The 14382-nt window shown below is 43.1% G+C and carries 11 protein-coding genes; 6 read left to right on the top strand and 5 right to left on the bottom strand.

What is annotated here, in order from left to right; genetic code table 11:
* The first annotated feature begins 43 nt into the window (after positions 1-43).
* The 6 genes from QL229_RS02240 (at position 44) to QL229_RS02215 (ending at position 5868) form a co-directional block, all read left to right on the top strand.
* Positions 44-1456 carry a YcjX family protein gene (locus tag QL229_RS02240; RefSeq protein ID WP_138558156.1) on the top strand — a complete coding sequence of 471 codons (1413 nt, stop codon included), beginning with the start codon at positions 44-46 and terminating at the stop codon, positions 1454-1456.
* Positions 1453-2487, top strand: a complete 1035-nt coding sequence (locus QL229_RS02235; RefSeq protein WP_138558155.1) for a TIGR01620 family protein — start codon at positions 1453-1455, stop codon at positions 2485-2487. Before QL229_RS02240 ends, QL229_RS02235 begins: the two co-directional genes overlap by 4 nt.
* Positions 2488-2621: 134 nt before the next feature.
* The gene (gene megL, locus QL229_RS02230; RefSeq protein ID WP_138558154.1) at positions 2622-3803 is read left to right on the top strand and encodes a methionine gamma-lyase; all 1182 of its coding nucleotides are present in this window, start codon (positions 2622-2624) and stop codon (positions 3801-3803) included.
* A 226-nt stretch (positions 3804-4029) separates the two neighbouring features.
* The gene (gene phhA, locus QL229_RS02225; protein ID WP_054553132.1) at positions 4030-4827 is read left to right on the top strand and encodes a phenylalanine 4-monooxygenase; all 798 of its coding nucleotides are present in this window, start codon (positions 4030-4032) and stop codon (positions 4825-4827) included.
* A gap of 9 nt (positions 4828-4836) precedes the next feature.
* Complete coding sequence (locus QL229_RS02220; protein ID WP_036969771.1) at positions 4837-5181, top strand: 4a-hydroxytetrahydrobiopterin dehydratase; 345 nt, start codon at positions 4837-4839, stop codon at positions 5179-5181.
* A gap of 120 nt (positions 5182-5301) precedes the next feature.
* Positions 5302-5868 carry a hypothetical protein gene (locus QL229_RS02215; protein ID WP_138558153.1) on the top strand — a complete coding sequence of 189 codons (567 nt, stop codon included), beginning with the start codon at positions 5302-5304 and terminating at the stop codon, positions 5866-5868.
* Between the two features lie 100 nt (positions 5869-5968).
* Here the strand turns inward: QL229_RS02215 and QL229_RS02210 are convergent, their stop codons facing one another.
* From QL229_RS02210 to glnD, 5 genes are all read right to left on the bottom strand, one after another.
* The gene (locus QL229_RS02210; RefSeq protein WP_235382024.1) at positions 5969-7060 is read right to left on the bottom strand and encodes an efflux RND transporter periplasmic adaptor subunit; all 1092 of its coding nucleotides are present in this window, start codon (positions 7058-7060) and stop codon (positions 5969-5971) included.
* Positions 7057-10167, bottom strand: a complete 3111-nt coding sequence (locus QL229_RS02205) for an efflux RND transporter permease subunit (protein ID WP_138558152.1) — start codon at positions 10165-10167, stop codon at positions 7057-7059. The genes QL229_RS02210 and QL229_RS02205 overlap by 4 nt, the downstream gene beginning before the upstream one ends.
* 198 nt (positions 10168-10365) lie before the next feature.
* Positions 10366-10698, bottom strand: coding sequence for a hypothetical protein (locus QL229_RS02200; RefSeq protein WP_138558151.1), 333 nt, complete (start codon positions 10696-10698; stop codon positions 10366-10368).
* A gap of 217 nt (positions 10699-10915) precedes the next feature.
* Positions 10916-11743, bottom strand: a complete 828-nt coding sequence (gene dapD, locus QL229_RS02195; RefSeq protein WP_063706839.1) for a 2,3,4,5-tetrahydropyridine-2,6-dicarboxylate N-succinyltransferase — start codon at positions 11741-11743, stop codon at positions 10916-10918.
* A 9-nt stretch (positions 11744-11752) separates the two neighbouring features.
* Positions 11753-14371 (bottom strand): [protein-PII] uridylyltransferase, encoded by a 2619-nt coding sequence (gene glnD / locus QL229_RS02190; protein WP_135924003.1) that lies wholly within the window; start codon positions 14369-14371, stop codon positions 11753-11755.
* Positions 14372-14382 lie beyond the last annotated feature (11 nt).

Genomic DNA, 14382 nt, shown 5'->3' with positions numbered 1-14382 from the left:
TTTGCATCGTGATACCCAGCGCAAATAAGGTGCCAGACACTTTATGAGCCAATCATTTGCAAAGAACACCTTTAATTCGTTAAAAAATAAAGCGGAAAAAGCCCTTCATCGTAGTTTAGACCAACACGTGAAGTTAGCCGTCACGGGGTTAAGTGGCAGTGGCAAAACCGCGTTTATTACAGCCTTAGTTAAACACCTAACAAGTCAAGCTGACGAAAAAAACTTACCTTTTTTTGATGTGATGCGCGAAAAGCGTCATATCGCCACAAAAATAGTGCCGCAGCAAGCACTGACAATACCCACATTTGAATATAACAATGCATTATCGGCGTTGTTACCTGTTGAAGGTGAGCCAACATGGCCTGCCTCTACCGAGCGTATAAATACGCTACGTTTAGCAATTAAGTACCAAAGTAACTCGGGGCTACGTGGTCACTTCGCACCGCAATCAACACTTTATTTAGACATTATTGATTACCCTGGTGAATGGCTACTTGATTTACCAATGCTAGAGCAATCATTTGCTGATTGGTGTGAGTCACAATACTCACTGTTGCAGCAAACAGCCCGTAACGAAAAGGCTAAGCCATTTTTAACAGCCCTTGCTGAACTTGATTTATCAGCCAGTGTTGATGAAAGTAAACTTGCTGATGTTGCTTCGCTCTATCAGCAGCTATTGCTCGGCCTTAAAAAAGACACCAAACTTGCCATGTTACAACCTGGTCGCATGCTGATGCCCGGTGAGCTAAAAGGCGCGCCGTTATTACAGTTTTTCCCGGTTGCGAATGTGCCTGACGATATAACCGAAGGGTCAAATCTAGCGCATCTTAAAAAGCGCTATAAGGCCTATGTAAAAGAGGTTGTAAAACCTTTTTACGAGCAGCATTTTCGTCATTTTGACCGACAAATTGTGCTGGTGGATGTGCTCAGTGCCTTGAATGAAGGCAGCGAAACGCTGCATGAGCAAAGTCGTGTTATTAACCAGTTGCTGGCGCACTTTAATTATGGTGAAGCAAGCTTCTTTAAACGTTTGTTTAAACCAAACATCGACAAGCTACTGTTTGCGGCCAATAAGTCAGATCATATTAGTGCTCAGTATCACAAAGATTTAGCGCTATTGCTTGATTCAATCGTGCATGACCAAACGAATCACTTAAAGTTCGAAGGCGTGCAAATCGAAACCATGGCAATGTCATCTATCTGCGCTACAGAGCCGCGCCAAGTGGCTGAAAAAGGCCAGCAGTTAGCCTGTATTTATGGCAAACCTTTGGGCGAGCAAGAATGGCTAACGTATTTACCGCCGCAGCCACCATCACGCCTTCTAAACAAACAAGAGTGGCCAAAACAAGGCTTTGAGTTCTTATCGTTTTCGCCACTGCCATGCCCTGATAAACGGTTAAAGCATATTCGTTTAGATCATGTCATGCAGTACCTGATAGGAGACAAACTAACATGAGTGAGCAACCAAAGGAGATGAACTTTCAGGCTGGTCGTCGTATTTCAAGCTCTGCAAGTAATGAGGTTACAGCAGAGGAGTTAACTGTTGCTAAAGTCATAGAAAACGCCGAATTTATCGACACTGAAGAAGATCAGCAAGATAGCATTGAGCTTGAGCCTGTGTATAAAAAGTCGAAATGGCAAACCCTAAAAGGGGTGTTTGTTGTTAGCTTTTTAGCGTTAGTGTTACTTGAGTTTGCGATGTCATTATTTGTGACGTTCCAGCAATCAATTATTTTAGGTTCGGTGTATTTAACGGCTGTTCTCAGTGGTGTGCTACTGATTGCCCGTGTTATTTGGCGCGAGTACCGCATGCTAAGAAGTTTAAAGCGTAATCAATTGCATCGTACCGAGGCCGACCGCTTACTCAATAGCGAGCAAGTAGGAGAAGCACTGCCGTGGCTAGAAAAGCTTAATAAACATCAAGCGCTTACAGGATTTGAAGAGTTTAAGCAGCAAATAGCAAGTCACCATACCGATAAAGAAATCATGACCTTATACGCCGATAGCTTATTGGTCAGCCAAGATCAGCAAGCGAAAAAACTGATTAACCGTTTTGCTACTGAGTCTGGTTTACTGGTTGCGCTAAGCCCACTGGCTTTAGTTGATATGATGGCGGTGCTATGGCGTGGAACTAAGCTCATTGAACAAATTGGCCGTATTTACGGTATTGGTTTTGGTTATGCAAGCCGTATTAAATTGTACCGCTTATTAGTGAAACAAGTGTTGTTTGTTGGTAGTGCAGAGTTAGTTTCAGATTTAGCAGCAACGGCACTAAGCGCTGAATTACTGGGGAAATTGTCGGGCCGTGCAGCGCAAGGGCTAAGTGCAGGTATTTTTACCGCGCGTATAGGGTATAAAGCGATGGAGCTTAGTCGCCCGTTACCTCGCTTAGAGCATAAGCGCAGCTTGCTAAAAGAAACCGCCAATAGTATTGCCCGTAAAATTGCCTCACGTACGAGCGACAAAGAGAGCGAAAATACAAAATGACAACTTTTGTGTACAGTTAATAAAAACGGCTGAGTGATATTTAGCCATCTGAGCATCCGGCATGCTTGTGCATTGTGGGTATCTACGTTTTATTTATGAGTATGAAGTACTGATAATAAAAACGAGAACACACAATGACTAAGCATCACTTACATACACAATGTATTCACGGTCCAGAAAAACCAAATGATCCACATGGCGCACTGAGTGCGCCACTTTACCAAACCTCTACCTTCTCCTTTGCTAATGCAGCCCAAGGTGCAGCCCGATTTGCCGGTGAAGAGCAGGGCTTTATTTATACCCGTTTGGGTAATCCGACAACCCAAGAGCTAGAACAAAAAGTGGCTCAGTTAGAAAACTGTGAAGCAGCGGCTGCCACTGCGACCGGTATGGGTGCCGTGTCTGCGTCTGTGCTTAGCTTTTTACAACAAGGTGACCACCTAGTCGCATCAAGCGCGTTATACGGTTGTACCTTTGCATTTTTTGCTCACATGTTGCCGCGCTTTGGTATCGAAGTCACTTTTGTTGATATGACCAACGAGGCTGAACTTCGCGGCGCGGTTAAAGCCAATTCAAAAATGATTTTTGCTGAAACGCCAATTAATCCGACCATGGCGGTGCTTGATCTAAGTTTAATTGCCGATGTTGCTAAGCAGCATCAGCTGATAAGCGTTATCGACAATACCTTCTTAACGCCTCTGCTACAGCAACCTACCTCGTTTGGCATTGATATTGTGGTACACAGCGCAACTAAATACCTAAATGGCCATGGTGATGTGGTAGCTGGGCTTGTGTGTGGCACAGAGGAGCATATCAACCTGATAAAAATGACGGTGCTAAAAGATATTGGTGCAACGATTAGCCCTCATGATGCATGGTTAATTAATCGCGGTTTAAAAACCCTTGCTGTACGCATGGAGCGTCACTGTGCGAGTGCCCAAATAGTTGCTGAATATTTAGAGCAACACCCGCTAGTAAGCCAAGTTTATTATCCAGGACTTAAATCACATCCGGGTCATAAATTTATTGGCTCGCAGATGGAAGCGGCTGGAGGTGTTATTGCCTTTGAAATTAAAGGCAGCCTAGAAGATGGCGAAACATTCATAAATAACACCCAGCTTTGCACTCTGGCGGTCAGTTTAGGGGATGCTGAAACCCTCATTCAACATCCTGCATCGATGACACATTCGCCTTATTCACCAGAAGAAAGAGCAGCAGCTGGGATAAGTGATGGTCTAATTCGACTATCAGTTGGTCTAGAGGATGTTAACGACATTATTAACGATCTTAAAACTGCATTTACATTCATTGGTTAGCTTGTAATTTTAAGTTTACGGTTTTGCTTGCCTTAGCGCCTTTAAAAACGTGGTATGTAAACTTTTAGATCTTTTGGTGTAATTTAATCTTTACGTTAGAGCTGTTTCTGCAAACCTTAGAAACAGCCAAAACTATTAAAATTTAGCTTACTTTTACATAGTATCGTCTTAACAAGTTAATGAGATTCTGATCAATGCTGATCAAGATTTAACGAAGAAGGTTATTATGGCTAAAGCAAGTAATTACACCTCCAAGCAACCTGATGAAAATGGGGTTATCCATTGGAGCGAAGAAGAAAATAAAATATGGTCTGAGCTAGTTGCTCGCCAACTCGCTTGCATAGAAGGTAAAGCCTGTGATGAATATTTAGCAGGTCTTAAGAAAATTAATTTACCAACAGATCGTATTCCACAACTTAGTGAACTCAACGAAGTGCTACTCGAAACAACGGGCTGGCAAGTTGCACCTGTTCCAGCACTGATTGATTTTGATGAGTTCTTTCGATTATTAGCAAATAAGCAGTTCCCTGTTGCGACCTTTATTCGCAGTCGTGAAGAGTTTGACTATTTACAAGAGCCAGATATCTTCCACGAGATTTTTGGCCATTGTGCCATGCTTACCAACCCAGCATTTGCTGAGTTTACGCACAAATATGGTCAGTTAGGTTATGCCGCTGAAAAGAAAGATCGTGTTTATTTAGCGCGCCTGTACTGGTTTACTGTTGAGTTTGGTTTAATGCAAACCGAACAGGGTCTGCGTATTTATGGTGGTGGTATTTTATCGAGCCCCGGCGAAACACAATACGTGTACTCAGATAAGCCTGAAATCAATGCGATGAATGTGCTAGATGTATTACGTACACCTTATCGTATTGATATTATGCAGCCTGTGTACTACACCATAAACTCAATCAATGACTTATTTGATATTTCACAAATGGATATCATGTCGCTGGTGAGTAAAGCAAAAGAATTAGGGCTACATGAGCCAAAGTTTCCTCCTAAAGAAAAATTAGCAAGTTAAGGATTTATAATGTCTTCATTAAGCACACAAAAGTGTGAAGCGTGTCGTGCGGATGCGCCAAAAGTTTCTGATGCTGAATTAGCAGAATTGATCAAAATGATCCCAGATTGGGTTCCTGAAGTGCGCGACGGCATTATGCAATTAGAGCGTGTTTACAAGTTTAAAAACTTCAAGCAAGCACTTGAGTTCACTAATAAAGTGGGCGATATGGCTGAAGAAGAAGGTCACCACCCAGGTTTGTTAACCGAGTGGGGCAAAGTAACTGTTACTTGGTGGAGCCACTCTATCAAAGGGTTACACAAAAATGATTTTATCTGTGCTGCTAAAACAGACGATGTATTCGCTGCACTGTAGATTTTAAGTTCTGCCCAGAACGATAAAAGGCGTAACCTCAGGTTGCGCCTTTTTGCTTTTTTAGAGCCCAAGAATTAACATTAGGCACTTATCTATGCAAGAACACTAGAAAAGTAAAGAATGAAAAACAAAGCGCTTATTCTGCCATTCCTACTCATTTTACTGCCCTTAATTGATAGTTTGTTTATCCCGCAAACATTTGGCATTCAATGGCATAGCCCTAAGCTGATGTATCAAGTAGGCGTGGCGCTGATGATTATAAAGCTCACTATGGTTGCCATTGGGCTTTGGTTATTACTCAAAGCAAAGCGCCTTTATATGGAAGCTAGTAAATCGACCCGTATTCTTAAATTTTCAGTCTTTTTACTCGGCGGCTTACAAGTGGTGATAATGACAGCAATATGCTTTTGGTATTTAGTAGCGGGCACGCAAGCGAAACACTTTATGCTGCAAGACAACATTGCTGTATTTACCGCTGATTATGGCGTATTTGCTCCGGTACATCATGAGTTCTCTTTTATATGCTTTGATGCAAAGGGTTTTTACCACATGCAACCAATAGCCCAGCTACCTTGGCTCGGAACCTTTACCTTTACTAGCCAAGATTCGCGTTTGATCATTCAACATAAAAACCAAAGTGGCGCGAATACTCAAGAAATTTCATTAAAAGGGTTTGGCTGTTTGTAATAAAGTGAAGAGGTGTTGGTATTGATCTTTGAAATAGTCATAACTGCCAGCTCACAACATATTCATTTGCTGGCAGTCTATTACTTACATAGCTAACTAGTTATTGCTTTACCTGAACTTCGACTTCTTGCCCAGTTTGTAGTTGCTCGGCGCCTCGTACTGCCACTTTATCGCCCGCATTTAAAGCGATGTTTGAAGTCGGGGTGACTTCAACCAGTTTATCTTTGCCATTACCGACTTTTACGGGAATTTGCAGGGCTTTGTTGTCGTTGTCGATTTTGACGATATGGGTGCCTTTTTTGCGTAAGATCAGCGCATCGCGATTCACCAGTAGTACATCCCCTTTGCTTTTTAGTGGCACGGCTACATCCACCAGTTGGCCAATTGCCCATGTTTGCTCAGCATCATTTGGTAGTAAGGCACGTACTTCTACGGTTTGTGAACGCGGATCGGTTGATGGGATCACCGCAGTTACGGTGGCTGTTGTCATATCAGGGGCTGATAAGTCCCCGGCTTGAATGGGTAACTCTATGCCTTTGTGTAAAAACTTTAAGTATTTAACAGGCACGTACAAACGCACTTCTAAGTTATTAATATCGAGCAGAGTGACCAGTTCATCTGCGCGATTTATTTCGCGACCAGCGCGTTTAAAACGCTCGCTGATCACGCCATCAAATGGGGCGCGAACGGTTGCACGCGAAAGTTGATCGTCTATTACTTTTAATTCAACCTTCGCCAGTGCAATATCAGATAACGCAAGGTCATGCTTATTTTGCATATCATCGACTTGGCTTGCTGCAGCACTGCTGGCTTTGGCGAGTTTTTGTAAACGAGCGAGCTCTTGTTGATATAAACGTAAGTTTATTTTGGCGCGATTGAGCATTTCTTGCTGGCGTGCTTTTTCAAGTTCAAGCGGTAAGGTATCCATACGAACTAGGGTGTCGCCACTTTTAACCAGAGTGCCTGGCTCTACAACATATAATAAACGGCCGCTAACGCCTGCTGTTAGGGTTACATCATCTTTGCCATACAAAGTGCCGCTAACTTCAATTTCGCTTGTCAGCGGAGCTTGTGTGACGGTTTCTACTGTAACCGGCACGACTGCGAAGGCGTTAAATGCGATAAAGCTGAATAGCGCACAAAAGCGAGCGGTTAATTTACGAAAAGGTGTGTTCATTGTTTTAATACTCATTGATTCGATACCAAGCTTAAAGGCGTTTTTTCTGGTTGCTGTTTGTTATTAGCGGGCGGCAGTTGTCTGCCAAGTTGCAATAAACTTGGCATTAATATCAGGGTGAATAGGGCACTAATGGCCATGCCGCCGACAATCACAGTGGCAAGACCACGGTAAATTTCTGATCCTACCCCCGGCATTAGCATCAGTGGCAGCATGCCAAATAAGCTGGTTAAGGTACTTAAGTAAACGGGTCTTGCGCGCAGTAGTACTGCTTGGCGAACAGCGTCTTCTCGGCTGAGTCCTGCGGCCATCGCAACACGGGTTTGGTCAACCAATAAAATGGCATTATTTACCACCAGACCCAGCAGGATAATAAAGCCAATCATGGTTAGTAAGTCGAGCGATTGAAAGGTAAATAAGTTAAGTACAAATAAAGCCAGTACACCGCCTGCAATTGCCAATGGCATGACCAGTAAAACTAACGCGCTGTCTTTGACTGATTTAAACAATGCGGTCATTAGCAAGAATAAAATAAACAGAGCCAAGATAAAGTTGATTGTCATTTCTTGCATGGCCGAATTCATTTTTTGTGCGTTACCCGCCAAAATCGCGCCAGAGCTGTCGGGCAAGCTTGCGCGAACTTTTGGCATAACTTGCTCTGAGAGAATGGTTTGTGCTTGTTGTAAGCTCATGTCTGCTGGTGGCGTGACAACAATACTCACGGTACGGCGGCCATTAACACGTCTAAGCTGGGTTGGGCCTACGGTGCGTTCAATATTGGCAAGCTCCCCTAAAGTTTGAATACCTGATTGTGGGGTCACAATGGGCAGTGCTTTAAGCTCCTCTGGAGTTTGCCATGGAATACCGCGCAAAATCACGTTCATACGTTCGTTGCCATCAAAGTATTCATTAACAAATAACCCACCTGTATAGGCTTGCACTGCTTGAGATACATCACGACGAGTTAGCCCTGCTTGGGTTATACGACGGTCATTGGGTGTGAGCCTAAGCTCTGGCTCTGCCATATCGAGTCGTGGTTGTGGCCTTGCTGTAGCATTTGGCATTGCTTCTGTAACTGCTTGCAGCGCAACATTAGCACCGGCTATTAGCTCGTCCATATTTGGGCCAGTTAAATCGATATTGATATTGCGACCATCACCGCCATTAGCAACTTGGATCATCGACCCTCTAAAGAAGAATACTTGGGTGTCGGGTAAATCAATGAAGATCTCTTCTCGGGCGACCTTCATTAATTCTTCAACACGTTGTGGATCGGCTGAATAAATAAAGCCGCCAGCATTCGAACCAAATGCATAAAAGTTAAAATCTTTTATCCCCGGCTCTTTTTCACCTGTGTAATAAGGCATTAAGCGCTTTTTAATACGCATCAGCAGCTCTTCTTCCATAAACTGTACATTGCCGCCAGGTGGGGTATTTAAGTTAAAGAAAAAGCCATCGGTTGGTGCTCGCGGCATAAAATCAGTTTTCGGGAGCATGGTCATGGTCGCGACGAGTGAGCCACCTAATAACGACACTATCCACACTATTTGTTTAACGCGGGTATTGGTAAGCGCCATGATGAAGTTAGTCAGCTTATGCCAATATTCACGATAAGGATCCGCTTTTAGCTCTTTGTCTGGCCAAAAGTGGTTAGCCAACGGAATCAGTGTAATTGCGCAAATCATCGAGGCAATTACAGCAATGGATAAGGTGAGCGCTAAGTCAGAGAATAACTGCCCTTCAATACCTGCCATAAATAAAATTGGCAAGAAGATAGCAACGCTGGTGGTGGTTGAGGCAAATAAGGCACCTGTTACTTGAGCAGCGCCTTTTATCGCTGCTTTTTTACTATCAAAGCCTTCGCTTCTGAGCCTTGCGATATTTTCTTGCACTATGATGGCGGCATCAAGTACTAAGCCAACAGCAAAGGCAAGGCCGGCCAGTGAAATAACATTTAAGCTGCGGTCAAAAATATTCAACGTTAAAAACGCGACTAACAAAGAGACAGGAATTGTCGCTGCAATCACAAACGTGGCCTTTAAGCCCCTAAAGAACAACCACAAGATTAAACACGACAGCAAAACACCTAGACCTAAGTTACTTTTAACCAACGACAAGGCATTACGAATATGCACTGAGGCATCAAAACTTAATTCAATCGATAAGCCATTTTCAGCCAGCGGCCCTTCGTTTAGTTCTTTAATGGCAAGATTAATGTCATCAAGTAGCGCAACGGTGTTGGCTTCGTTAGCGCGCGAAATACGAATGTAATACGCGGGTTTACCATTTCGACCACTCATCCCTAAACGGTCAGAAAAAGTGCGCTCTACACTTGCGATATCGCCAAGGTAAATAGGTCTATCGCCTGAATAGCCAACGCGCATTTGTGCCATGCTCGATAAATCATATTGCCCCGTAAAGCGAACTGTATATTGACGACGGCCAACATTGGCAAGACCACCTGAGGTATCGCGTGAGCTGGCTAATACATTACTGATTTGGTCCAGGCTGACGCCAAGTGCTGCGGCTTTGTGAGGGTCAAAGGTAATACGTAATTCTTTTGGTCGTTCACTGGCTAAGTCAACGCGAGCAACACCAGGAATACGTGCCAAACGGGGCTCAACAAATTCATCAATTTGTTTTTGGAACTGCGCCATGTCTAAATCAAGGCTGTCGCTATTAAAATCTTTTGGTGTGACTAATAAAGTTGCTGCAGCTTCACCATTATTACCGCCAGCGAAAACCACAGGGTCAAATGCATCTAACGGCAGAGGTGGCGCTTGGTTAAGGCTAGTTAATACATCAAGCATCGCCTGTTGCATGTTTTGCCCAACTGCAAAAGTTAACGTGATAGAGCCATTGCCACGGTTAATGTAAGTATTAACCTCTAGCGCACCCGGGGTGTTTTTTACCGCGTTCTCAAGCGGTTCAATGATCACTGATTCAATCTCTTCAGGTGCAGCTTGGCGCCAGCCAGAGAAAATAGTGATCTGCGGTTGCTCAATATCTGGTGTGAGCTGAATTGGCAACTTAAAAATACTTAACATGCCAAACAACATAATCAACACCAAGATGACAATAACACTCGCAGGGTTCTTCAGCGAACTACGTGTCAGGTTCATTGTGTGTGTTCCAAAATCAGTTTGTGTGCATTGTAGTGCGATGTAAAAAAAGTGCCAGTGAGGTAAATGAAATGTATGTCAGGAGTAACGCTGAATAGCCGTTAATTCGCGATAAAATGTGTATTTGAAATAAGATGTAACAATTTAACAGGGAGCTTTAAGGCTTAAGCGCTCAGTTTTAAGTAAAAAAGCGCGAAACTAGTTAGCAGTATCCTTTTGGCGTAGAGTAGTAACGTTTTGCTCAAATAGACGTTTTACTTCTGCACTGTAGTGATTGTGGTTGTTAATGGTGATAAAGGGATTAGTGAAACTAACATCACAGAAAGATGTATAACACTGGATTTTAACTGCAACTCGATCTGGGGTTGCAAGGCCATCTAAGGTTGTTTGCAATGCTTCAAACACATATTCTTTACGAACATGCGATGTTAAAGCAACTTCAAGTTTTTTGACCTCAGCGCGGTGTGAATTCGAATCGGTTACAAACAATTCGTATAGGTAGCTGCGTGATACAAACAGCAAGATTGCCACAAGATAGAATAGACCTGTGTAATAAAATAACTCCGTGTGAGTGAAACTCCGAAAAGACTTAAACATTTTTCTATTATTTTTGTTTGTTTTTTATACTAAAACATATTTGTCAGTATATCTCAACAAACTAACTAAAAATCACTGCATTACAAATAAAAAAGCGCGAAACTAGTTAGTATCGCGCTTCTTAAATTTTTAAACTTACAGCTCAGTTCTGTTATTCATCAATCGAGCGAAGTAGGGCATTAATACCTACTTTTTCGCGAGTTTGCTGGTCAACTTTTTTCACGATGATAGCAGCGTATAGGCTGTGCGAACCATCTTTTGACGGTAAAGAACCTGGAACAACAACTGCACCCGCTGGTACTCGGCCGTAATGAGTTTCGCCTGTTTCACGGTCATAGATGCGCGTGCTTTGGCTGATGTAAACACCCATTGAAATAACCGCACCTTCTTCTACCACAACGCCTTCAACAATCTCAGAGCGTGCACCGATAAAACAGTTATCTTCGATAATCGTTGGGTTTGCTTGCAGTGGCTCAAGTACACCACCAATGCCTACACCGCCCGACAAGTGAACGTTTTTACCAATTTGTGCACATGAGCCAACCGTTGCCCATGTATCAACCATCGTACCTTCATCAACGTAGGCACCAATGTTCACATAAGATGGCATTAGCACCACGTTTTTACCTACAAAGCTGCCTTTGCGCGCAACTGCATTAGGCACAACACGCATACCGCCTTGTTGGAATTGCTCTGGTGTGTAGTCGCTAAATTTAAGTGGTACTTTGTCGTAAAACTGATTAACACCATCGCTCATAGGTTGGTTATCACGAATACGAAAAGACAGTAGCACCGCTTTTTTCAACCATTGATGTACAACCCACTCACCACTGATTTTTTCAGCAACACGGGCAGCGCCGCTATCAAGTAATTCAAGCGCATCGATAATCGCTTGCTTTACTTCACTTGATACCGTGCTTGGGCTGATGCTATCGCGGTTGTCCCAGGCGTTTTCGATCATGGTTTTTAAATCTGACATAAGATCCTCTTATTCGGTTTCTGCGTTGAGTTTTTTACGCAATGCTTGATGAATTTTAGCCTGTTCTTCGTCTGTTAATGCTTGGTATTCGTTATTTGATACCACGAAGAAATCTTCTGCACGTTCACCAACAGTGGTGATCCGCGCGGCATGAATATGTAATAAGTGTGCTTGAAATACTTCCGCAATTTTCGTTAATAGACCCGGAATATCCACCGCTTGGATTTCAATTAAGCTGCGATCTTTACGAGCATGCGGTCTAAGCACAATTTTTGGTTTGATATTAAAGTCTTTAAAGCGCTGTGAGCGGTTCTTTTTGATGCGAATTTTCTTTTTCGGATCGCTAATCGCAAGCTCTAATGCACGCTTAATGCCTTGCGCACGGCTACTTGCAATCGGGTCACCATTAACTTCTAAAATAACAAAGCTAAAAATCACATAGCCATCTTTAGTCGTTAACACCTGGGCATGTTGGATTTGCGCTTTTTTCGAACCAATTACACTCACCAAGCGTGCAAATAAACCCCCTGAGTATGGGCTGTAAGCGAATACTTGCGTCCCCCCGTGCATTGCGGTGTCAGAAACAGTGACGCTTGGTAGGCTTAAATCTTCACAATTTAATAAGTGCTCTGTTTGCCACGAAATTTGTTGCTCACTAAAGGCGGTAAAATAATTCGCTTTAAAGCGGCTCCAAATTAAGTCGATTTGGTCTTCATTGCAGCCGTGATTCAATAAGCGCTGCTTGGCTTGCTGTTTTTTATCACGAATCTGGTCGCGCTGATCCATTGGGTTTTCAAGACCTAAACGCAGTGCTCGCTGGGTATGTAAATACAGCTCACGTAGTAGGGTGTTTTTCCAATCGTTCCATAGATTATCGTTAGTGGCACGAATATCGGCCAAGGTTAAGCAATATAAATAATCTAGCTGGCGCTCATTTTTTACTTTGCTTGCAAAGTCTTTAATTACGTCTGGGTCATTAATATCTTTACGTTGTGCTGTAACCGACATAAGTAAGTGATTAGCCACTAACCATGAAATAAGTTTGCCGTCTGATGACGGGAAACGGTGCAATTTAGCAAACGCAATCGCATCAACCGAGCCTAGTTCAGAGTGGTCGCCGCCACGGCCTTTGGCGATATCATGGAATATACCCGCTAAATAAAGTAACTCAGGTTTATCCATGCGGGTGACGATTTCACTACAAAGCGGAAACTCGCTGACTTTTGACTTATCAAAATATTTATAAATATTGTTGATTAGTTTGTGGGTGTGTTCATCCACGGTATAGGCGTGGAATAAATCAAATTGCATTTGCCCAAAGATATTACGCCACTGCGGTAAATAGGCCGCGATAATGCCGTGCTTGTGCATTAAGGTAAATGCGCGACCCATACCATTTGGGTGTTTAATTAAGCGCAAAAATGCTTCACGGCAAGCGGCGTAATCTTGTAAATCACCGAGTAACCGGCGACGTACTTGACGCATTGTGCGTATAGTACTTGGGTAGATATGGGTAATTTCAGGGTTATCAGCAATATGCTCGAACAACACAAATAGCTGATCTCGGCGGAAAAACACCGACGGGTTTTTTACGCGAATTTGATGGCCAATACGTTCAAAGTTACGGTCAAGCTCAACCACTGGTAACTCACCGGCACCTGGTAAAATACTTTGCTCGAAGTATGAAAGTAGCATTTGGTTGAGTTCACGCACGCGGCTCATAATACGGAATAAGCGCTTCATCATGCGCTCAACTGAGGCCTTACCTTCACTACCAAAGCCAAGAATTTCTGCTGCGTGAGGTTGGTGGTCGAACAGTAAACGGTTTTCAGATCGCCCCGCAGCGATGTGCAGCGCAAAACGAATGTTCCAAAGGTTTTCTAAACATTCAGAAAGCTCTTGGTATTCTTCGTGAGTAAGATAGCCGTGATTTATTAGTTCTTGTAATGTTTCGGCTCTAAAGTGCTTTTTAGCTACCCAAATAATGGTCTGTAAATCGCGCAGGCCACCTGGGTTTTCTTTGATGTTTGGTTCAAGATTATAAGCCGTACCATGACATTTTTTATGGCGTAAACTTTGTTCTTGTACTTTTGCCAAAAAGAATTCGTCTGAGCGCCAAATAGGTGTATCAATCAAATGATTTTTGAGTTTTTCAAATTCAATGTGATTACCAAAAATTAATCGGCTTTCGAGCAAGCTGGTGGCAAATGTCACATCTTCGCGTTTTTGTTCTAATGCTTGTTCTATTGTACGAACGCTGTGACCAATTTCTAAATTAAGATCCCAAAGCATGGTGACGAACTGGCCGATTTTCTCGCATACGGCTTCACTGGGCTGTTCACTAACCAGCAGCATAAAGTCGATATCGGAGTAGGGATGTAGTTCGCCACGACCATATCCACCCACAGCGATAAGTGCTAAGTCACTTTCGTGAGCAAGGTCGTAATCATGAAACAGTTTAATTAATAAGCGGTCGATAAACTCAGCACGGGCATTAATTAAGTTGCTAACGGGTTGTTTTGAGAATTCGTTCTGTAGCCATTTATAAAAATAACTAGAACAGTCGCGATAATCGCTAAGTTGCTCAGCTTGGCTGAGCAACTTTTTTACTTTATTGGGTAATGCCACAGGGGCTGGCT

Origin of the sequence: Pseudoalteromonas sp. PAR1, from assembly GCF_947311895.1 — a bacterium.
Classification (GTDB): domain Bacteria; phylum Pseudomonadota; class Gammaproteobacteria; order Enterobacterales; family Alteromonadaceae; genus Pseudoalteromonas; species Pseudoalteromonas lipolytica_C.
This window is presented reverse-complemented; position numbering and strand designations above follow the sequence as displayed.

Excerpts from the sequence above, each read along its gene's own strand:
- QL229_RS02240 (WP_138558156.1), top strand. The coding sequence starts at position 44 with ATGAGCCAATCATTTGCAAAGAACACCTTTAATTCGTTAAAAAATAAA.
- QL229_RS02235 (WP_138558155.1), top strand. The coding sequence starts at position 1,453 with ATGAGTGAGCAACCAAAGGAGATGAACTTTCAGGCTGGTCGTCGTATT.
- megL (WP_138558154.1), top strand. The coding sequence starts at position 2,622 with ATGACTAAGCATCACTTACATACACAATGTATTCACGGTCCAGAAAAA.
- phhA (WP_054553132.1), top strand. The coding sequence starts at position 4,030 with ATGGCTAAAGCAAGTAATTACACCTCCAAGCAACCTGATGAAAATGGG.
- QL229_RS02220 (WP_036969771.1), top strand. The coding sequence starts at position 4,837 with ATGTCTTCATTAAGCACACAAAAGTGTGAAGCGTGTCGTGCGGATGCG.
- QL229_RS02215 (WP_138558153.1), top strand. The coding sequence starts at position 5,302 with ATGAAAAACAAAGCGCTTATTCTGCCATTCCTACTCATTTTACTGCCC.
- QL229_RS02210 (WP_235382024.1), bottom strand. The coding sequence starts at position 7,060 with ATGAGTATTAAAACAATGAACACACCTTTTCGTAAATTAACCGCTCGC.
- QL229_RS02205 (WP_138558152.1), bottom strand. The coding sequence starts at position 10,167 with ATGAACCTGACACGTAGTTCGCTGAAGAACCCTGCGAGTGTTATTGTC.
- dapD (WP_063706839.1), bottom strand. The coding sequence starts at position 11,743 with ATGTCAGATTTAAAAACCATGATCGAAAACGCCTGGGACAACCGCGAT.